The organism is Acidobacteriota bacterium (assembly GCA_016184105.1).
In the GTDB taxonomy this organism is placed as follows: domain Bacteria; phylum Acidobacteriota; class Vicinamibacteria; order Vicinamibacterales; family 2-12-FULL-66-21; genus JACPDI01.
Window position 1 is genome coordinate 101,602 of the sequence record JACPDI010000013.1, and the last position, 18,444, is coordinate 120,045.

Consider the following 18,444-nt stretch of genomic DNA (forward strand, 5'->3'; position numbering starts at 1 on the left):
TATGATTAGCGATTGGCCCCGTGGAGCGGGCCCACACTCATATGACGGCGTCTGAAACGCTCATCCTTGTTCTCTACTTTTTCATCCTGAGCATCCTGGCCGTTTACGGATGGCATCGGTACTACATTGTGTATCTTTACATGAAACACAAGGACAATGTGCCGAAGCCGCCCGCACGCGGTTTCGATCCGCTCCCCGTCGTCACCGTCCAGCTGCCGATCTACAACGAGATGTACGTGGCGGAGCGGCTGATCGACGCGGTCTGCGAGCTCGATTATCCACGCGAGCTGCTGGAGATCCAGGTGCTGGACGACTCCACCGACGAGACCACGCAGATTGCGGACCTCGCGGTGCGCCGCCAGGCCCAGCGCGGCATCGACATCAAGTTCCTTCACCGGACCGACCGCACCGGGCTCAAGGCCGGCGCGCTCGACGCCGCGCTGCGCGAGGCCCGCGGGGACTTCGTCGCGATTTTCGACGCCGACTTCACGCCCGGCCGCGATTTCCTGGCCAGGACGGTTCACTACTTCGTCGACCCGAAGGTGGCGATGGTGCAGGCGCGCTGGGGGCACCTGAACCAGGATTACTCGCTGCTGACCAAGATCCAGTCGATCATGCTCGACGGGCACTTCGTCCTCGAGCACGGCGGCCGCAATCGTTCCGGCTGCTTCTTCAACTTCAACGGCACGGCCGGCATCTGGCGGCGCGCCGCCATCGGCGACGCCGGCGGCTGGCAGCACGACACGCTCACCGAGGATCTCGACCTCAGCTACCGCGCGCAGCTTCGCGGCTGGAAGTTCCTCTTCGTGCCGGACCTCGTCGTGCCCGCCGAAGTGCCGGTGGAGATGAACTCCTTCAAGTCGCAGCAGCACCGCTGGGCCAAGGGGTCGATTCAGACCTGCCGCAAGGTGCTGCCCGCGATCCTCGCGTCCGACCTGCCGCTGCACGTCAAGGCGGAGGCGTTCTTCCACCTCACCGCGAACTTCAACTACATCCTGATGGTGCTGCTCTCCATCCTGATGTTCCCGGCGATGTACGTCCGCTACAACATGGGCTGGACCGAGATGCTCCTCATCGACATCCCCCTGTTCCTCGCGGCGACGATGTCGGTGGCGAACTTCTACCTGGTGTCGCAGCGCGAGGCGTACGCGGATTGGAAGTCGCGGGTGAAGTACCTGCCGTTCCTGATGGCGATCGGCATCGGGCTCTGCATCAACAACACGCGCGCGGTGCTCGAAGCGCTGCTGCGCCGGGAGTCCGAGTTCGCCCGGACGCCGAAATACGGCATCGAGCGCACCGCCGACGAGTGGGTCGGCAAGAAGTACCACCAGACCATGGCGCTCCAGCCCCTGATCGAGCTGTCGCTCGGGATCTATTTCACGGGCGCGGTCGTCTATGCGCTGTCGAACGGCATCTACGGCACGCTGCCGTTCCTGATGCTCTTCCAGGTCGGCTTCCTGTACACGGGCCTCCTGTCGCTCGTCCAGCAGTTCGCGGGCGACCTGACCGTGAAAGCCCCGGAAATTGCCAATTAAGCACTCCTGCCTGATAATGCGCCAGCACATCAGGCAGGAGTCCGCATGAATCTCTCCAGGGTCGCGCTCGCCGGTTTTGCCGCCTGGGTCGTCTTCTGCATCGTGGGCTTCGTGGCGCATGCCGTTCTGATGGAGGACCTCTACGGGGCGCACAGCGCGTTCATGCGGCCCACCGCCGATGCCAATGCCCGGCTGCCGCTCGCCTTCGCCGCGGCCCTCATCGGGTTCTTTGCCTTCGCCTATGCCTACGCGAAGGGCTACGAGGGGGGCACGGGCATCCAGGAAGGGCTGCGGTTCGGCGTCCTCGTCGGCGTGATGCTGATCGCCTTTGTTCTCGTGTGGGACTACATGGCCTATCCGCTGTCCCGTACGTTCCTCCTCGCGCTGGTCATCGACTACATCGTCGAGTTCGCGATTTACGGGACAGTGGTGGGGATGGTGTACAGGCGCAAATGACCCCTGAGGACGCGAAACCCAAGGCCGGGCTCGAAGACGTCGTCGCGGGTTCCTCGGCGATTTGTTACCTCGATGGGCAGCGCGGCGTGCTCGCGTACTGCGGGTACGACATCCACGACCTCGCGCACGGCGCGACGTTCGAGGAAGTCTGCTATCTCCTCTGGCACCGGCGCCTGCCGACGCGCGCGGAGCTGGGGGATCTGCAGTCGCAGCTTGCCGCCGCGCGGCCGCTTCCCGAAGCCGTCATCCGCCTGATGCGGTCCCTGCCTCCCGTGGACGGGATGGACGCGCTGCGGACGGTGGCGTCCGCCCTCGCCCATTACGATGCCGACGCCGAGGACCACTCACAGCCGGCCAACGACCGGAAGGCCGTGCGCCTGACGGCGCAGATCGCGTCGGTGGTCGCCACGTGGGGGCGGCTCGCGGCGGGGAAGGGGCCGATCGCGCCAGACCCGGTCCTGGGGCACGCGGCGAATTTCCTCTACATGCTGACCGGCGATCGGCCCAACGCGGTCGCGGCGCACGCATTCGATGTCGCGCTGATCCTGCACGCCGACCACGAGCTGAACGCGTCGACGTTCGCCGCGCGGGTCGCCGCCGCGACGCTGACCGACATCCACTCCGCCATCACGGCGGCGGTCGGCACCCTCAAGGGGCCGCTGCACGGCGGTGCGAACGCGGACGTGATGCGGATGCTGCTGGAGATCGGGCAGGACGCGCCGGCCTCGCGCGTGGAGGATGCCCTGCGGGCCAAGCTCGCCCGCAAGGAGAAGATTGCCGGGTTCGGCCACCGCGTGTACCGGACCGAAGATCCGCGCGCCACGCACCTGCGCCGGATGTCCAGGGAGCTGGGGGAGCGCGCCGGCAACGCGCGCTGGTTCGAGATCTCGCAGCAGATCGAGCAGATCGTCACGGCCGAGAAGAAGCTGTACCCGAACGTGGACTTCTACTCGGGCTCGACCTACTACATGCTGGGCATCCCGATCGACCTCTTCACGCCGATCTTCGCGGTCTCGCGCGTCTCGGGATGGACCGCGCACGTCCTCGAGCAGTATGCGAACAACCGCCTGATTCGCCCCCGGACCGAGTACGTCGGGCCGGAATATCCGCAGCGGTTCCTGCGCCTCGAAGAGCGCTGAGGCTGACGCCACGGGCCCGGCGGGCCCGAACGCCGGCCGCGGCCGTCGCTAGGCGATACGCGTGATGCCGGGGAATCCGTCGAAGCCCTGATCGAACGTCAGGATTTCTTTCACCCCGTGATGCTCCATGACGGCCACGTGCAGCGCGTCGCGCGCGCTCACCGGGTACGCCAGCACGATGCCCTGCGCCCGCCGGACGTCCTGGATGTCGATGCCGAACACGTTGTCGACCAGGCCGTCCAGCGCTTCCACCGCCGGCGCGATGGCGTCGCGGCGGGCGATGGCCGCGTACCGGTGCAGGATCTCCTGGAACACCTCCGCGCTCGTCACCAGCCGCTGGCGCGTGGCGACGAGCCGTTCGAGCAGCCGCTGCGCGTCCGCCTTGTGGGGATGCGGCTGGCCCACCAGGTACACCGGGATATTGGAGTCGATGAAGATCACAGGGACAGGTCGCGGCGCCCGCGCTCGATCTCGTCGAGCACCTGGCCGATCTCGCCAATCGGAAACGCGTGCCGGACAGCGGCGCGGACCGCCGCCAGCTTCCGTTCCGGGCTGGCGGCCGGCTCCTCGTCCCAGGCGGCGCGCAGGGCCTCGCGGACGAGCGAGGCCACCGTGGTGCCGTGCCGCCGCGCCTGGCGCTGCAGCCGCCGGTACTCGGTCTCCTCGAGCAGCACCTGAAGCCTCTTACTCACATGATGAGTATACCATACGTATGCCAGAAGGCACCGGGCGTCCGCGCGGCGCCGGTAAGTGCCTGATCCGCAATGCTATAATCTCTGGATCGGCCACGCATGGATCGCCAGTACATCCGGAATTTCTCCGTCATCGCCCACATCGATCACGGCAAGTCGACCCTGGCGGATCGGTTTCTCGAGCTGACCGGGGCGCTCCAGGCGCGCGAGATGGAGGAGCAGGTCCTGGACAGCATGGACCTCGAGCGCGAACGCGGCATCACCATCAAGGCGCACGCGGTCCGGCTCACCTACAGGGCTGACGACGGCCAGGAGTACGTCCTCAACCTGATCGACACGCCGGGACACGTCGACTTTTCGTACGAGGTGACGCGGTCGCTCGCTGCGTGCGAGGGGGCCGTGCTGCTCGTGGACGCGTCGCAGGGGGTCGAGGCGCAGACGCTCGCCAACGCGTATCTCGCGGTCGAGAACAACCTCGAGATCGTCCCGGTGATCAACAAGATCGACCTGCCGGGCGCGCAGCCGGACGAAGCGCGGCGTCAGATCGAGGAAGTGATCGGGCTCGACGCGCACGATGCCGTGCTCGCCAGCGCCAAGGCCGGTACGGGCGTGCGCGACGTCCTCGAGGCGGTCGTCAAGCGGCTGCCTCCGCCCTCCGGCGACCTGGACGCGCCGCTCAAGGCCCTCATCTTCGATTCCTGGTACGACCCGTACCGCGGCGTCGTCATTCTCACGCGGGTCATCGACGGCGTGCTCCGCCCGAAGATGCAGGTCACGCTGATGGCGGCGGGGCAGGAGTACGAGATCGAGCAGGTGGGCGTGTTCTCGCCGAAGCCCGTGCCCGTCGAGGCGCTCGGCGCCGGCGAGGTGGGCTTCCTCGTCGCCAACATCAAGACGGTGAGCGACGCCAAGATCGGCGACACCATCACCGAATCGGCGCGTCCGACCGCGGCCCCGTTTCCCGGGTTCAAGGAGCTGAAGTCGATGGTCTTCGCGGGGCTGTACCCCGTCGAGGGACACGAGTATCCCGAACTGCGCGAGGCGCTCGAGAAGCTTCGCCTGAACGACGCCTCGTTCCATTTCGAGCCCGAGACGTCGGCCGCGCTGGGGTTCGGGTTCCGCTGCGGGTTCCTGGGGCTCCTGCACATGGAAATCGTCCAGGAGCGGCTCGAGCGCGAATATGACGTGGATCTGGTCACGACCGCGCCGGGCGTGCTGTTCCGGGTGACGACCACCGACGGCGAGGTGCGCGAGATCGACAGCCCGGCAAAGCTGCCCGACAGCGGCCGGATCGAGAAGTTCGAGGAGCCGGTCATCACGGCCACCATCATCACCCCGTCGGAGCACGTTGGGGGGATCCTGCAGCTCTGTCAGGAGAAGCGCGGGGTGCAGAAGCACATGGAATTCCTCGCGTCGGACCGGGTCATGCTGACCTACGAGCTGCCGTTCGCAGAGGTGGTGCTCGATTTCTACGACCGCCTGAAGACGATCTCGCGCGGGTATGCCTCCCTCGATTATCATCTGACCGGTTACTGGGAATCCCCCCTGGTCAAACTCGACATCCTGGTGAACGGCGACCCCGTGGACGCCCTGTCGATCATCGTCCATCGCGACGCGGCGTACCAGCGCGGGCGCGCGCTGGCGTCGAAGATGCGGGAGCTGATCCCGCGGCAGATGTTCGAGGTGGCGATCCAGGCGGCGATCGGCAGCCGGATTGTCGCGCGCGAGAGCGTGAAGGCGCTGCGGAAGAACGTGCTCGCGAAGTGCTACGGCGGCGACATCAGCCGCAAGCGCAAGCTGCTCGAGAAGCAGAAGGAAGGCAAGAAGCGGATGAAGCGCGTCGGCCGGGTCGAGATCCCGCAGGAAGCCTTCCTCGCGGTGCTCAAGGTCGGGCAGGAAGGGTAGCGGCCGCGGTCCGCCCGGTGAGATAACGATGGCCGAGTTTCAGAAGTCGACCCTGCGCGAATACTTCGAGTCGATCGTCATCGCGGTGATCCTCGCCCTGTTCGTGCGCACCTGGGTCGTGCAGGCCTTCAAGATCCCGACCGGCTCGATGGAAAACAACCTGCTTGTCGGCGATCATCTCCTCGTCAACAAGTTCCGGTACGGCCCGACCGCCGGCGGCCTCGAGCGCGCGCTGCTCCCGATCGACCAGGTCCGGCGCGGCGACGTCGTGGTGTTCAAGTATCCCGAGGATCCGGAGCGGGACTTCATCAAGCGCGTGATCGGGCTGCCGGGAGAAACGCTGGAAGTGCGGGCGAAGACGGTCTACATCGACGGCCGGCCGCTCGACGAGCCGTACGTCCACTTCCTGCAGCCGGCCGGCGCGTACGGCGAGCTCGCCGCGTTCGACGTGCGCGAGCAGTACGGCCCGGTCACCGTCCCGCCCAATCAATATTTCGTGATGGGAGACAACCGCGACAACTCGCAGGACAGCCGCTACTGGGGTTTTCTGCCGCGCGAGTACGTCAAGGGCAGGGCGCTGCTCGTGTACTGGTCGTTTGAAACGCAGCCGGAGGCGGGCGAGGACGGCGCGTTCGGCCGCATGGTGTCTGGTGTCGCGCACGTGTTCACGCGCACACGCTGGGAGCGGCTACTGCACGTGATCCGCTGATCGGAGGCCCCGATGCTCAAACGCCTGATCGAGCTCGCGATCGCCGCCGCGATCTTCTACGCCGGCTGGAACGCCGGTGTCGCCTACCTCCACTACTTCCAGTTCGATGATGCGCTGACCGAGACGGCGCGCTACGGCCGCGGCCGGACCCCGGAGCAACTCAAGGAGCGCGTCCTGCAGCTTGCGGCGGAGTACGAGATCCCGCTCGACCCCGACGCGGTCGTCATTCTCACCGACACCAACGCGACCCGCATCGCCGCGCCGTACACGGCGCGCATCAAGCTGCTCCCGAACTACGTGTACGAGATCAGGCTGGAGCCCAAAGGAGATTCCTGGCACGTCCAGCCGTGATCACCGCAGAGTGCGGATCTCAGATCCCGCGATCTCGGTGCGCACGCGGTCGGCGTACTGCGCGTCGGTGATCGACGGCAGGTTGATCGCCACGTTCGCCCGGGCGCCGTTGAGCCCCGCGCGCAGCAGTTCCGTTGCGACCGTCACGTCGCTGGCCGCGTTCGGGTTGCCGTGGCGCTCGATCGCGGAGGCCGCCTCCAGCGCGGCGCGGCAGGCGCGCATCACCGCGAGCGGCGCCTCGATGGCCGATCGCACGGCGCGCTGGATGGCCTCCTTGCGTGCGGCTTTTTCCTCGTCGCTCGCCTTTGGCAACCGGTAGGCGGCGACCACCTCGTCGTACGCCGCGGTGTCCCGATCGATCAGCTGGCGCAACTGAGCGGCGGCGGGCCCGACCACGTTGACCGCACCGTCGAGCGATGGACGGTCGGCTTCGGCGCTGGTCCTCGTCTTCGGCATCCGCGCCACCATCAGCAGGAGCGACGCGCCGACGGCCCCCGCCAGCGCGGACGCGGATCCCCCGCCGGGCGTGGGATCTGACGACGCGAACGCATCCAGGATCTGTGAGACGGTCTTCTCAACGAGCATGAACGACCCTTCCGGACTTGATGACCGCGCGGATCGCCGGCGCGCCCACGCGGACGAGATTGATCGGGAGCCCGTCCACGAGGACGGCGTCCATGGCCTTGCCGGGCTCGAGCGTGCCGATGCGATCGCCGGCGTCGAGCGCGCACGCGGCGTTCAGCGTCGCGGCGGCGAGCGCTTCTTCGAGCGTCATCTGCATGCCGAAGCAGGCCAGCGCGATGGCAAACGGCATGGACGGCGACAGACCCCCGCCGGGGTTGACGTCGGTCGCGAGCGCCACCGGCACGCCCGCGGCGATGAACTCGCGCGCCGGGGCGAACCGGCCGAGCTTCAAGTAGAACGCGGCGCACGGGAGGAGGGTCGCGATGACGCCGGCGCGGGCCATCGCGTCGATGCCCTCGGGCGGCGCGAAGATCAGGTGATCGGCCGACCGCGCGCCGACCTCCGCCGCGACCTGCGACCCGCCGCTCGCGCCGAGTTCGTCGGCGTGGACGCGCGGCTGCATTCCCGCCGCGGCACCGGCCCGCAGGATGTCGCGCGACTCTCCCGGGGTGAACACGCCCGTTTCGCAGAACACGTCACACCAGGCCGCGAGGTGCTCGCGCGCGACCGCCGGAATCATCTCGTCGATCAGGAGACGCACGTACGCCTCCCGGCGCGAGCGGTACTCGGGCGGCACCTCGTGCGCCCCGAGGAAGGTGGGCACGAGATCGATCGCGTGCGAGGCGTCCAGCTCCCGGATCGCCCGCAGCATCTTCAACTCCGCGCCGGTCTCGAGACCGTATCCGCTCTTGACCTCCGCTGTCGTCGTGCCGCACGCCAGCATCTCGTCGAGCCGCGTGCGTGTCTCCGCGACGAGCTGCGCCCGGCCCGCCGCGCGCGTGGCGGCCACCGTGGCGATGATGCCCCCGCCGCCGGCGGCGATCTCCGCGTAGGTCGCGCCGGCAAGCCGGCGCTGCAGCTCCGCGCGGCGGTCGCCCGCGAACATCGCGTGGGTGTGCGGGTCGACGAAACCCGGCACCAGCGCTCCGCCTTGCGCATCGATCGTGGTCGCGTCCGGCGCGAGGGAAATACCGCCGTCGGGATCGGCGCCCGCGTACACGATGCGTCCGTTTGCGGATGCAATCGTGCCGTCGGGCACGGACACCACCGCGCGCTGCGCCTCGCCGGCCAGCGGTGTCGAGCCGTGGGCGGTGACGAGATGCGCGTGGCGGATGAGGAGGTCGGCGGTCACGGACGGGAAAATGGGAACGGGCAGGCCGGCGAAACCGTCAGGCCGGTCGGATTATATCTGACAGGCGAGCCCCGATCTCGGCAAGCGACGCGCCTTCAACCAGCACGCGCTTGTCGCGCGCGCGCTCGCCGCTGACAACGGAAAGCCGGCGTCTGGGCAGGGAGAGGGCGGAGGCGAGGACGTCGATCAGCTCCTCGTTCGCCGCGCCGTCCACCGGCGCCGCGGCGAGCTTGACCAGGAGGGCGCCGGCGCGCAGCCCCGCGATGCCGCTGCGACCGGCACGCGGCATCGCGCGGACCGCGATCACCACGCCGCGCGCACCCGTGGAAAAGGGGTCGGGAGCCTTGTTCATGTCGCGCGAAGGGAAAAAGGCTCCCGACCCCTTTTTCACCGGCCGCTTTGTCACGGCTCGCCGGCCGCGCGCGGGCGGTGGAGCAGCACCTGGCCTTCGTCGCGCGTGCGGTCCTGTTCCCGGATGAACTCGAGCGCGCTGTAGAGCGCCTGGATGGACGCTTCGAGCGATCCCTCCACGTTCCGCCGCCGAAGCCGCAGCTCGTTGATGTCGCGGTCGATCTCGTCGAGCCGACCCTGCGCCTTCTGGAGCAGCATGTCCGCGCGCCCCTCCGCCTCGCGGACGATCAATTTCGCCTCGTTCTGCGCCGCGATCTTGATCTCATCGGCGAGCCGCTGGGCGGTCAGCAGCGTGTTGCGCAGGTTCGCCTCGCGCTCGCGGTGCTCGCCGAGCAGCGCCTCGAGCCGCCTGACGTCCTCGCGCAGCCGGTCGATCTCGAGCAGCGCCTGCTCGTAATCGTCGGCCGCTTCGGTGAGGAATGCGACCACCTCGGCCCGGTCGTAGCCGCGCAGGACCTTCTTGAAGCGCTGCTGCCGCACGTCGAGCGGCGACACGCGCATGATGCGCTCGGGCGGCGCCGCCGAGGTCTCTTCTTTTCGCGGGTCAAACATGGGTCGCTCTCCTCCCGAATATGGCCGTCCCAACCCGGACCATGGTCGCCCCTTCCTGCACGGCGACCTCGAAATCGTGGCTCATGCCCATCGACAGCTCGCGAAGGCTCGCGGCGTCGGCGTCCCCCCGCGCCAGCTCGTCGCGGAACTCGCGCAGCCGGGCGAAGTAGGGGCGCACCTGCTCGGCCTCGTCCAGGAACGGCGGGATGATCATCAGCCCCGCCAGCCGGAGCCCGCGGCACGCGGCCCCCTCCGTGACGATCCGGCGCGCCTCGTCCGGCGGGGCCCCGAATTTGGTCGACTCGCCGGCCAGGTCCACCTGGACGAGCACCTCCGGCCGCACCCCCTGCGCGACCGCGGCCTCGTCCAGCTTGCGCAGCAGCTCCAGGCTGTCCACCGAGTGGATGCAGGCGAATGCACCCACGGCCCTGCGGGCCTTGTTCGACTGCAGGTGGCCGATGAGATGCCACCTCACCTGTTGTTCGGTCGAAGCCTCGATCTTCTGCAGGGCCTCCTGCACGCGGTTCTCGCCGAAATCCTGCTGGCCGGCGGCTGCCGCCGCCCTCACGTAGTCGAGGCTGAACGTTTTCGAAACGGCGATGAGACGGACCGACGAGGGGTCTCGTCCGGCGGCCCGCGCCGCGGCGTCAAGCCGTTCGCGGACCGCCTGGAGGTTCTGTGCGATGTCGTGCCCGGTAATCAGTGTCCGGTTCCTACTTCTTGATGAACCCCTTCAGCGCGTCGAAGTTCGTCTGCGCTTCCTTGGCGTTCGGGCCGTCGGGCGCGAGCTTGAGGTACGTTTCGAACTCGGCTGCCGCCTCGGCGAGCTTGCCGAGGTTGATGAACACCTTGCCCAGCATGAAGTGCGATTCGGCGTGGTTGGGATCCGCCGTGATCGCACCCTCGAAGGCCGCCTGCGCTTCCTGGAACTTGTTCGCGTTCCACTGGACGACGCCTTGGTTGTAGAGCGCGTCGGGATTCCCGCCGCCCCCCTCGCCTCCGCCTGACGCCTGCGCGACTTCGGCCGCCATCTTCTCGGCGAGGTCGAACTTGCGCTGCGCGTTGTAGACGTTCATCAGCCCCGTCTTGGCGGCGATCAGGTTCGGATCGACCTCGAGCGCCTTCTTGTAAGCGACCTCGGCGTCGTCGTACTTCGAGGACTTGAGGTGGATGGCGCCGATATTCGCGAAGCAGGTGGCGCAGGTCGGCGCCGAGACGGCAATCTCGTTGAACTTCGCGATCGCCTCTTCGTTCTTGCCGGCCTGGCTGAGGGCGACGGCCTCGTCGAACGAGGCGCGGAGGGCCGCGGCTTTCTTGGTCGCTTCCTCGGGGTTGGCGGCCCCAGCCCCGGCAACCAGGACGAAGTTGACGTTCATCGGGTCGCCTAGGCGGACCCGCACGTCAAAGCTCTGAAACAGCTTGTCCTTCTCGGCCGACACCTTGTAGTTGCCCGGCGCGAGGCCGATCTGGAAGAACTCCCCCTTTTTGTTGCTCTTGGTCTCGTATTTCCGCGCGGCGCTGTCGGCGGACTGGATCACGATTTTGGCGCCGTCAATGGCACCGCCCTGGCCGTCCACGACCTTACCCTTGACCGCGCCGGTCTGCGCCGACGCTGGAGCGGCCACGAAGACGATCGCCCCGATGACGAGCACGCCCAGAAGCGAGCGCCTGATGGTAGCTCGCAGCATAGATGCCCTCCCGAAATGAAGTGATAGAAGTGCCTGACTGTTGATTAGTTTAGCACCCCGGGCCTCGAACCGATGAGGTCCTCGTCTGGCAGCCCAAAGAACAGCCTCAGCCAAGCCTCCGCATCGCCGAATTGGACTGCCTTTTCCGTCGAGTGAAGGTACGACCGCATGTTCGAGGAAAGCCCGTCACCCTTAGATATTAGTGATGAGGAACTCGTCAACCGCGCCCCGTGAGCTGGCCTTGGAGTTGATAGCGCGACGTGCCTTCACACGTCTTGCTTTCAATCCGGCGCGACGCGCGTCAGTGTGGTGCTCGTAGAGTTGCTCGATTTCAGGCGCGCTCGAGTTGCTGAGCAGCACAGCGCACCCGCGCCGGGCAAGTTGCACGACGACTTGCTGCAGGCGCTTCTGATCGCCGGCCGTGAACCCTTCGGCGGTGTAGGAACGAAAATTCGCCGTCGCGCTCAACGGCGCGTAAGGCGGGTCAAAATACACGAAGTCACCGCGGCGCGCCCCTTCCAACGCCATCTCGTATGAACCACACCGAAGCTAGACGCCATCCGTCTTCAGCACACAGCTGACCGCCCGAAGGTTCTGTGCATCGCAAATGTGGGGGTTGGAGTAACGCCCCAGCGGAACGTTGAACGATCCCCGAGAATTGAGGCGGAACAGACCGTTGAATCCCGTGCGGTTAAGGTAGATCAACATCGACGCCAGTTCGGGGTCGTACGCCGCGTTGGTGCCGTCAAGCAGACTCAGCCTCTTGGTGTTGAAGCGCCGGCGAACGTCATAGAACGTCTTGCGTTCGTTTCTCGAATGGCATTTCTGAAGCGACTCGAGCCCCGATATGACGCTTTCCACGTCGTTGCGAATCGCCTGATAGCAGCCCACCAGGTCAGCGTTGTTGTCGATCAGGAACGCAGGCTTGCCGTCGAGGAATCCCCGGTTCCACAAATCAAAAAACACGGCGCCGCTGCCCAGGAAGGGCTCCCAATAGCGCCCCAGGCTGCTCGGATAGAAGTGCCGTATCTCGGCGAGTAGCTGTCTCTTTCCGCCAGCCCATTTAAGAAACGGACGTACGCCATCCGCCGGCACACGCGGTTCTGAGACGTTGCGGGAGACAGCTCCTACGGGCATGCGTGCGCCGGGCGACGTGATGGTAGCACGCCGATTCTCCGGCCCTTCTTCCAAGTCTGCGTCCTGCGATCTCTCACGAGATTTCGCTCATGCGAAAAACCTCTCCACGTCCTGCAGCCGGTGCGTCACAGGCGCGGGGGGCAGCGACGCGAGAAAGCGGGCGCCGTAGCCCATCGTGCGCAGGCGTGGATCCAGGATGGCGAGCACGCCACGGTCCTTGCGGCTGCGGATCAGGCGTCCGAGCCCCTGCTTCAGCGCGAGGATCGCAAGGGGAACCTGGTAGTCCGCGAACGCGTTGCCGCCGCCCGCGTTCACCGCCTCGATCCGGGCCGCGGTGATCGGGTCGCCGGGGGACGTGAACGGCAGCTTGTCGATGATGACGCAGCTCAGCGCGTCGCCCACGACGTCCACCCCCTGCCAGAAGCTGGAGGTCGCCAGCAGCACCGCGTGCGCGGTCTCGCGGAACTGCTGCAGCAGCGCCGAGCGCGGCGCGCTCCCCTGGACCAGGAGGGGGAACGGCAGCCGCCCCTCGATCCGCGCGCGCACGTCGCGCAGCGCCGCGTAGCTGGTGAACAGCACGAACGCCCGGCCGTCGCTCCGCCGCAGCAGCTCCACGACCTGCTCGGAGGCGGCCTCGAGGAAACCGGGGGACCGCGGATCGGGCATCGTTCGTGGCAGGTAGAGGACGGCTTGCGAGGCGAAGTCGAACTCCGACGGCAGCAGCAGCTCGCGCGCCCCCTTCACGCCGAGGCGGGCGCGGATGTAGGCGAACGTCCCGTTCACGGCGAGCGTCGCCGAGGTGAGGACCGTCGCCTGCATGCGATCGAGCAGCAGCTCGCGGACGACGGCCGACACGTCGATCGGCGCCGCCCGCAGGAAGACACCGCCCCTCGACGCGCTCGGGGCGCCCTGAGCCTGTCGAAGGGGGCGGCCGCGCAGCTCGACGAAGAAGACGAACTCGGGGTCGTCGGCGCGCAGCAATCGCCCGAGCTGGTCGCGAATCTCCGCCGCGCGCCCAGCGGCGCTCAACAGGTCGTCGGGAGCGTCCTTCGCCAGGCGGATGGTCGCTTCGAGCGCCTGCAGGGCATCGACGAGCGCGAGCCCCGGCTCCCAGACCTGCTCCGCCATCTTCCGGGTGAACCGGACGCGCTCCTCGGAGCCGGGCGCCCCCTGGCGGAGCATCCACTCGATCTGGCTGAAGAAGTGACGCGACGCGTCGCTCACGCGCGAGGTGTCGTCCAGAAGCTGCCGCGCCGTGGCCGCGTCGAATGCCACGCCGCCGCCCACCACGCGCGTCGTGTCGCGCGCGAGTTCATCCAGCCGGTAGGTGCTCACCGCGAAGCCGAAATACTGCGTCGCGACATCCTCGAGCTGGTGCGCCTCGTCCACGATCGCGACGTGGCACTCCGGGATCACCTCGCCGAACGTGGACTGCCGCACCGCCGCGTCGGCGCACAGCAGGTGATGGTTGACGATGACCACGTCGGATTCAGCGGCCCGCTGGCGCATCCGCGTCACGAAGCACTCCTGGAAGTGCGGGCACTCGCGGCCGATGCACTGCTCGGCCGTCGCCGAAATGTCGTTCCAGAAGGCGAGGTCCTCGGGAATGTCGGTCAGCTCGGCGCGATCGCCTGTTTCCGTTTCGCACGCCCACTCCTCGACGGCGCGCAGGTAGACGCGTTCGTCGAGGCTCCTGAACATGGGTCGCTCCCTGAAGGAGTCGAAGCGATGCAGGCAGAGATAGTTGCCGCGCCCTTTCATGTACGTGGCGGTGAACGGAACGCCGAGCGCATCGCGAAGCGCGGGGAGATCCTTGAAGAAGATCTGCTCCTGCAGGTTTTTCGTGCCGGTGGAGAGGAGAACGCGCTTGCGGCTGAGGATGGCCGGGACGAGATACGCGAGCGTCTTGCCGGTGCCCGTCCCCGCCTCGACGAGCAGCGTGCCCCCCTCGGCGAGCGTCTGCGCCACGGCGGCGGCCATTTCGCGCTGCGCCGGGCGGGGCTCGAAGCCGGCGACGGCGCGCACGAGCGCGCCCCCCTCGTCGAACGCGGCTTCCGCCGCGGCGATCAGGCCCGCGACTCCGGGTACAGCGGGAACTTCCGGCACAGCGCCTCGACGTCGTTGCGCACATCGGCGATCGCCCGCTCGTCGTCCGGCGCGCTCAGCACGCGGCTGATCAGGCCGGCAATCTGGTCCATCTCGGCCTCACGCATGCCGCGGCTCGTCACCGCGGGCGTGCCGATGCGGACCCCGCTCGCCACCATCGGCGGGTTCTGGTCGAACGGGATGGCGTTCTTGTTGACGGTGATCGCCGCCCGTCCGAGCGCGGCTTCCGCCGCCTTCCCGGTGATCCCCTTCGAGAACACATCGACAAGCATCAGGTGGTTGTCGGTCCCGCCGCTGACGAGGCGGAACCCGGAGGACGCCAGCGCCGATGCCAGCCGCTTCGCGTTCGCCACGATCTGGCGTTGGTATTCCTGGAACGACGGCTCCAGGGCTTCCTTCAGACACACCGCCTTGGCGGCGATGATGTGCATCAGCGGTCCACCCTGCACGCCGGGGAACAGGGCCTTGTCCAGCTCCTTGGCGTATTTCGCGGTGCACAGCACCAGCCCGCCGCGCGGCCCGCGCAGCGTCTTGTGCGTGGTCGTCGTCACGAAGTCGGCGTGCGGGACGGGGCTGGGGTGCTCGCCGGCTGCCACGAGCCCCGCGATGTGCGCCATGTCCACGACGACCGGCGCGCCGACCTGGTCGGCGACCTTCCGGATGCGCGCGAAGTCGATGACGCGCGGGTAGGCGCTCGCGCCGACCATGATCATCTTCGGCCTGTGCTCGCGCGCGAGCCGCTCCAGTTCGTCGTAGTCGATGCGCTCGTCTTCCTTCCGGACGCCGTACGGAACGATCGTGTAGAGCTTCCCGGAGAAGTTCAGCGGGTGGCCATGCGTCAGGTGCCCGCCGTGCGCGAGGTTCATCCCGAGCACCGCGTCGCCCGGCTTGAGCAGCGTGAAGTACACCGCCATGTTCGCCTGCGCGCCCGAGTGCGGCTGCACGTTGGCGTGCTCGGCGCCGAACAGCTGCTTCGCGCGCTCGATGGCGAGGCTCTCGGCGACGTCCACGAACTCGCAGCCGCCGTAGTAGCGCTTGCCGGGATACCCTTCGGCGTACTTGTTGGTGAGCACCGATCCGGCGGCCTCGAGGACGGCGCTGCTCACGAAATTCTCGGAGGCGATCAGCTCGAGCCCGGCGTTCTGCCGGTGCACTTCCTGGCAGATGGCCTTCGCGATTTCGGGGTCGGATTCCGCCAGCGAACGCCAGCGGGTGGGCGCCTGGGTCGATGCTGCCATGCTATGCCTTCCGTTCGATTTCTGCGATTTGGTCGATGCGCCGCTGGTGGCGTCCCCCTTCGAACGCCGTCTCCAGCCATACTTTCAGGATCTCGTCGGCCAGTCCCGGCGCGACGATGCGGCCGCCGATCGAGAGGACGTTCGCGTCGTTGTGCAGGCGCGACATGCGCGCGGTGTAGAGATCGTTGCAGAGCGCCGCGCGCACGCCGCGGACCTTGTTGGCCGCAATCTGCTCCCCCTGCCCGCTGCCGCCGAGCACGATGCCGCGGTCCGCGCGCCCTTCGGCCACCGCCCGGCCCACCGCGGCGCAGATTGGCGGGTAGTCGGTGGCGGTGTTGTCAGAGGTGCCGTGGTCCTGGACCTCGTGACCGAGCCCGGCCAGCGTCTGCTTCAGGTGTTCTTTGAGGGGAAAGCCGGCGTGATCGGCCCCGATCGCGACGCGCATGCGCGCAATTGTACTATAGGCATCCGGCCATGACCCCGTCTGTCACCGTCTCGCATCGCGGCGAAGAACGCATTCGCGCGGGCCATCCGTGGGTGTACCGATCCGACATCATCGCGGTCGAGCACGCGGGCGCCGGCGAGATCGTCCGCGTGGTCAGCGGGCGCGGCGGGCGGCACCGGCCGCTCGGCTGCGCGCTGTACAGCGATCGATCCGAGATCGCGATCCGGATGGTGTCGCGCGCCGAGGAGCGGATCGACGACGCGTTCTGGCGCCGGCGGCTGGAACGGGCGATCGAATACCGGCGGCAGTTGGACGTTGCCGCCACCGACACGACGGCGTACCGCCTGGTCCACGGCGAAGGCGACCTCCTGCCGTCCCTCGTCGTCGATCGATACGGCGACTACCTGGTGATGCAGGCGCTCTCGCAGGGCACGGACCGTCTGCAGTCCGCGTTTGTCAGGCATCTGGTGGACCTGGTCCAGCCGCGCGGCGTGCTCGCGCGGAACGATCCGCGCGTGCGGCTGCTCGAGGGGCTGGAGCAGAAGGTGGAGCTGCTGCACGGCGAGGTGCCCGAGCAGGTCTTCGTCCGTGAGGCCGGCGTCGAGTACGAGATCGATCCGTGGCACGGACAGAAGACCGGCCTGTTCCTCGATCAGCGCGAGAACCGGCTCGCGGCCAGACGGTGGGCGCGAGGGCGGCTGCTCGACTGCTTCAGCTACCACGGCGGGTTCGCGCTCGCGCTCGCGGGCCAGTGTGACACGGCTCTCGCGCTGGATATTTCAGAGGACGCGGTGGCCCGCATTCGCGCGAACGCAGCGCGGAACGCCGTCAGGAATGTGGACGCCCGCACGGCCAACGTGTTCGACGAGCTGCGCGAGTTCGATCGGGCGGGGGAGACGTTCGACACCATCGTGCTCGACCCGCCGGCGTTCGCCAAGAGCAAGCCGGCCGTCGCGAAGGCGGCGGCGGGATACAAGGAGATCAACCTGCGCGCGATGAAGCTGCTGGCGCCAGGCGGGATCCTCGTGACGTGCAGCTGCTCGTACAACGTGGACGAGGAGATGTTCGGCGCGATCGTGCAGCGCGCCGCCGCCGACGCGCACGCGGACATGGTGCTCGTCGACAAGCGCATCCAGGGCCGCGACCACCCGGTGCTCATCGGCGTCCCGGAGACCTACTACCTGAAGTGCCTGATTCTGCGAAAGGCGGGAGAATAAGGGGGACAGTCACACTTTCCTGGGCCGCTTTGGAAAGTGTGACTGTCCCCCTTATCTCCTCTCCGCGCCCTGCTATAGTGATCAAATGACCAGCTCCTCTCTTCCTGACGCCTTTCCCGCCTCACGCAAGGTGTACGTTCAGGGCGTTCCGATGCGCGAGATCGCGCTGTCGAACGGTGAGACCCTGCGCGTGTACGACACGAGCGGGCCGCGGGACCACGACGTCCGTAACGGTCTCCCCAGGCTGCGCGAGGCGTGGGTGGCGGAACGCCGCGGCGCGCGCGTCGTCACGCAGATGCACTACGCGAAGAAGGGGGAGATCACGCCGGAGATGGCGTTTGTCGCCACGCGCGAAGGGCTCGACCCGGAGTTCGTGCGGTCGGAGGTTGCGCGCGGGCGCGCGATCATCCCGTCCAATATCAACCACCTCGAACTCGAGCCGATGGCGATCGGCCGCAATTTCGCGGTGAAGATCAACGCGAACATCGGCAATTCCGCCGTCAGCTCGTCGATCGACGAGGAGGTCGAGAAGCTGCGCTGGGCCACGCTGTGGGGCGCCGACACCGTGATGGACCTCTCCACGGGCAAGGACATTCACGAGACGCGCGAATGGATCATCCGGAATTCGCCGGTGCCTATCGGGACCGTGCCGATTTACCAGGCGCTCGAGAAGGCCGGCGGCCGGCCTGAGGATCTCACCTGGGAGATGTACCGCGACACGCTCGTCGAGCAGTGCGAGCAGGGCGTGGACTACTTCACCGTCCACGCCGGTGTGCTGCTGCGCTACGTCCCGATGACCGCCAGGCGCGTTACTGGCATTGTGTCACGCGGCGGGTCGATCCTGGCCAAGTGGTGCCTGGCGCATCACCAGGAGAACTTCCTGTACACGCACTTCCGCGAGATCTGCGAGATCATGCGCGTCTACGACGTCTCCTTCTCGCTCGGCGACGGCCTGCGGCCGGGATCGATCGCCGACGCGAACGACGAAGCGCAGTTCGCCGAGCTGAAGACGCAGGGCGAGCTGACGCGCATCGCGTGGGAGTACGA

The 18,444-nt window shown here is 67.5% G+C and carries 21 protein-coding genes; 8 read left to right on the forward strand and 13 right to left on the reverse strand.

The genetic code is table 11. The annotated features are described in order from the left end of the window. The first annotated feature begins 41 nt into the window (after nt 1-41). The 3 genes from HYU53_05760 to HYU53_05770 are packed head-to-tail and all read left to right on the forward strand — an operon-like array spanning nt 42 to nt 3,130. Nucleotides 42-1,535, forward strand: a complete 1,494-nt coding sequence (locus HYU53_05760; protein ID MBI2220696.1) for a glycosyltransferase — start codon at nt 42-44, stop codon at nt 1,533-1,535. Between the two features lie 45 nt (nt 1,536-1,580). Beyond that, nucleotides 1,581-1,991, forward strand: coding sequence for a hypothetical protein (locus HYU53_05765; GenBank protein MBI2220697.1), 411 nt, complete (start codon nt 1,581-1,583; stop codon nt 1,989-1,991). After that, complete coding sequence (locus HYU53_05770) at nt 1,988-3,130, forward strand: citrate synthase (GenBank protein MBI2220698.1); 1,143 nt, start codon at nt 1,988-1,990, stop codon at nt 3,128-3,130. Before HYU53_05765 ends, HYU53_05770 begins: the two co-directional genes overlap by 4 nt. A 48-nt stretch (nt 3,131-3,178) precedes the next feature. On the opposite strand, the gene HYU53_05775 is transcribed toward HYU53_05770, so the two are convergent. Together HYU53_05775 and HYU53_05780 are read right to left on the reverse strand one after the other, a co-directional pair. Then, entirely contained in the window at nt 3,179-3,571 is a 393-nt protein-coding gene (locus HYU53_05775; protein MBI2220699.1) for a type II toxin-antitoxin system VapC family toxin, read from the reverse strand. Continuing rightward, the gene (locus HYU53_05780) at nt 3,568-3,822 is read right to left on the reverse strand and encodes an antitoxin (protein MBI2220700.1); all 255 of its coding nucleotides are present in this window, start codon (nt 3,820-3,822) and stop codon (nt 3,568-3,570) included. The genes HYU53_05775 and HYU53_05780 overlap by 4 nt, the downstream gene beginning before the upstream one ends. A gap of 99 nt (nt 3,823-3,921) precedes the next feature. On the opposite strand from HYU53_05780, the gene lepA reads away from it, so the two are divergent. Genes lepA through HYU53_05795 form a run of 3 tightly spaced genes read left to right on the forward strand, consistent with a single transcriptional unit; the run spans nt 3,922 to nt 6,787 of the window. Beyond that, complete coding sequence (gene lepA, locus HYU53_05785; protein MBI2220701.1) at nt 3,922-5,727, forward strand: elongation factor 4; 1,806 nt, start codon at nt 3,922-3,924, stop codon at nt 5,725-5,727. Nucleotides 5,728-5,755: 28 nt separating this feature from the next. Beyond that, entirely contained in the window at nt 5,756-6,436 is a 681-nt protein-coding gene (lepB, locus tag HYU53_05790) for a signal peptidase I (protein ID MBI2220702.1), read from the forward strand. Between the two features lie 12 nt (nt 6,437-6,448). After that, nucleotides 6,449-6,787, forward strand: a complete 339-nt coding sequence (locus tag HYU53_05795; GenBank protein ID MBI2220703.1) for a hypothetical protein — start codon at nt 6,449-6,451, stop codon at nt 6,785-6,787. Here HYU53_05795 and HYU53_05800 read toward each other — a convergent pair whose 3' ends face one another. From HYU53_05800 to rpiB, 11 genes are all read right to left on the reverse strand, one after another. Beyond that, nucleotides 6,788-7,372: a cyclodeaminase/cyclohydrolase family protein gene (locus tag HYU53_05800; GenBank protein ID MBI2220704.1), complete on the reverse strand. Its 585-nt coding sequence runs from the start codon at nt 7,370-7,372 to the stop codon at nt 6,788-6,790. Then, on the reverse strand, nt 7,362-8,603 hold the full coding sequence (locus tag HYU53_05805; GenBank protein MBI2220705.1) for an imidazolonepropionase: 1,242 nt from the start codon (nt 8,601-8,603) through the stop codon (nt 7,362-7,364). The genes HYU53_05800 and HYU53_05805 overlap by 11 nt, the downstream gene beginning before the upstream one ends. Before the next feature lie 37 nt (nt 8,604-8,640). Next, a complete protein-coding gene (locus tag HYU53_05810) occupies nt 8,641-8,955 on the reverse strand; it encodes a DUF167 domain-containing protein (protein ID MBI2220706.1) in 315 nt (104 codons plus the stop codon). 50 nt (nt 8,956-9,005) lie between these two features. Then, nucleotides 9,006-9,566: a DivIVA domain-containing protein gene (locus HYU53_05815; protein ID MBI2220707.1), complete on the reverse strand. Its 561-nt coding sequence runs from the start codon at nt 9,564-9,566 to the stop codon at nt 9,006-9,008. Then, nucleotides 9,559-10,269 (reverse strand): YggS family pyridoxal phosphate-dependent enzyme, encoded by a 711-nt coding sequence (locus tag HYU53_05820; GenBank protein MBI2220708.1) that lies wholly within the window; start codon nt 10,267-10,269, stop codon nt 9,559-9,561. The genes HYU53_05815 and HYU53_05820 overlap by 8 nt, the downstream gene beginning before the upstream one ends. A gap of 10 nt (nt 10,270-10,279) precedes the next feature. After that, nucleotides 10,280-11,254, reverse strand: a complete 975-nt coding sequence (locus HYU53_05825; protein ID MBI2220709.1) for a tetratricopeptide repeat protein — start codon at nt 11,252-11,254, stop codon at nt 10,280-10,282. A 192-nt stretch (nt 11,255-11,446) separates the two neighbouring features. After that, nucleotides 11,447-11,782 (reverse strand): DNA adenine methylase, encoded by a 336-nt coding sequence (locus HYU53_05830; GenBank protein MBI2220710.1) that lies wholly within the window; start codon nt 11,780-11,782, stop codon nt 11,447-11,449. Between the two features lie 21 nt (nt 11,783-11,803). Then, complete coding sequence (locus HYU53_05835) at nt 11,804-12,445, reverse strand: Dam family site-specific DNA-(adenine-N6)-methyltransferase (GenBank protein ID MBI2220711.1); 642 nt, start codon at nt 12,443-12,445, stop codon at nt 11,804-11,806. A 33-nt stretch (nt 12,446-12,478) separates the two neighbouring features. After that, nucleotides 12,479-14,497, reverse strand: a complete 2,019-nt coding sequence (locus HYU53_05840; protein MBI2220712.1) for an ATP-dependent DNA helicase — start codon at nt 14,495-14,497, stop codon at nt 12,479-12,481. Further along, a complete protein-coding gene (locus tag HYU53_05845; protein MBI2220713.1) occupies nt 14,458-15,735 on the reverse strand; it encodes a serine hydroxymethyltransferase in 1,278 nt (425 codons plus the stop codon). Before HYU53_05845 ends, HYU53_05840 begins: the two co-directional genes overlap by 40 nt. 1 nt (nt 15,736) lies before the next feature. Continuing rightward, nucleotides 15,737-16,180 (reverse strand): ribose 5-phosphate isomerase B, encoded by a 444-nt coding sequence (gene rpiB / locus HYU53_05850; GenBank protein ID MBI2220714.1) that lies wholly within the window; start codon nt 16,178-16,180, stop codon nt 15,737-15,739. A gap of 29 nt (nt 16,181-16,209) precedes the next feature. On the opposite strand from rpiB, the gene HYU53_05855 reads away from it, so the two are divergent. Both HYU53_05855 and HYU53_05860 read left to right on the forward strand, forming a co-directional pair. Beyond that, nucleotides 16,210-17,397: a class I SAM-dependent rRNA methyltransferase gene (locus HYU53_05855; GenBank protein MBI2220715.1), complete on the forward strand. Its 1,188-nt coding sequence runs from the start codon at nt 16,210-16,212 to the stop codon at nt 17,395-17,397. Nucleotides 17,398-17,482: 85 nt separating this feature from the next. Next, the coding region (locus HYU53_05860; protein MBI2220716.1) for a phosphomethylpyrimidine synthase ThiC at nt 17,483-18,444 on the forward strand (962 nt) is incomplete at its 3' end.

What these genes read in the sequence shown, in the direction of transcription:
- HYU53_05825 (MBI2220709.1), bottom strand. Translation starts at nt 11,254, where the DNA reads ATGCTGCGAGCTACCATCAGGCGCTCGCTTCTGGGCGTGCTCGTCATC.
- HYU53_05760 (MBI2220696.1), top strand. Translation starts at nt 42, where the DNA reads ATGACGGCGTCTGAAACGCTCATCCTTGTTCTCTACTTTTTCATCCTG.
- HYU53_05770 (MBI2220698.1), top strand. Translation starts at nt 1,988, where the DNA reads ATGACCCCTGAGGACGCGAAACCCAAGGCCGGGCTCGAAGACGTCGTC.
- HYU53_05855 (MBI2220715.1), top strand. Translation starts at nt 16,210, where the DNA reads ATGACCCCGTCTGTCACCGTCTCGCATCGCGGCGAAGAACGCATTCGC.
- HYU53_05845 (MBI2220713.1), bottom strand. Translation starts at nt 15,735, where the DNA reads ATGGCAGCATCGACCCAGGCGCCCACCCGCTGGCGTTCGCTGGCGGAA.
- HYU53_05810 (MBI2220706.1), bottom strand. Translation starts at nt 8,955, where the DNA reads ATGAACAAGGCTCCCGACCCCTTTTCCACGGGTGCGCGCGGCGTGGTG.
- lepB (MBI2220702.1), top strand. Translation starts at nt 5,756, where the DNA reads ATGGCCGAGTTTCAGAAGTCGACCCTGCGCGAATACTTCGAGTCGATC.
- lepA (MBI2220701.1), top strand. Translation starts at nt 3,922, where the DNA reads ATGGATCGCCAGTACATCCGGAATTTCTCCGTCATCGCCCACATCGAT.
- HYU53_05815 (MBI2220707.1), bottom strand. Translation starts at nt 9,566, where the DNA reads ATGTTTGACCCGCGAAAAGAAGAGACCTCGGCGGCGCCGCCCGAGCGC.
- HYU53_05830 (MBI2220710.1), bottom strand. Translation starts at nt 11,782, where the DNA reads ATGGCGTTGGAAGGGGCGCGCCGCGGTGACTTCGTGTATTTTGACCCG.
- HYU53_05800 (MBI2220704.1), bottom strand. Translation starts at nt 7,372, where the DNA reads ATGCTCGTTGAGAAGACCGTCTCACAGATCCTGGATGCGTTCGCGTCG.
- rpiB (MBI2220714.1), bottom strand. Translation starts at nt 16,180, where the DNA reads ATGCGCGTCGCGATCGGGGCCGATCACGCCGGCTTTCCCCTCAAAGAA.
- HYU53_05765 (MBI2220697.1), top strand. Translation starts at nt 1,581, where the DNA reads ATGAATCTCTCCAGGGTCGCGCTCGCCGGTTTTGCCGCCTGGGTCGTC.
- HYU53_05795 (MBI2220703.1), top strand. Translation starts at nt 6,449, where the DNA reads ATGCTCAAACGCCTGATCGAGCTCGCGATCGCCGCCGCGATCTTCTAC.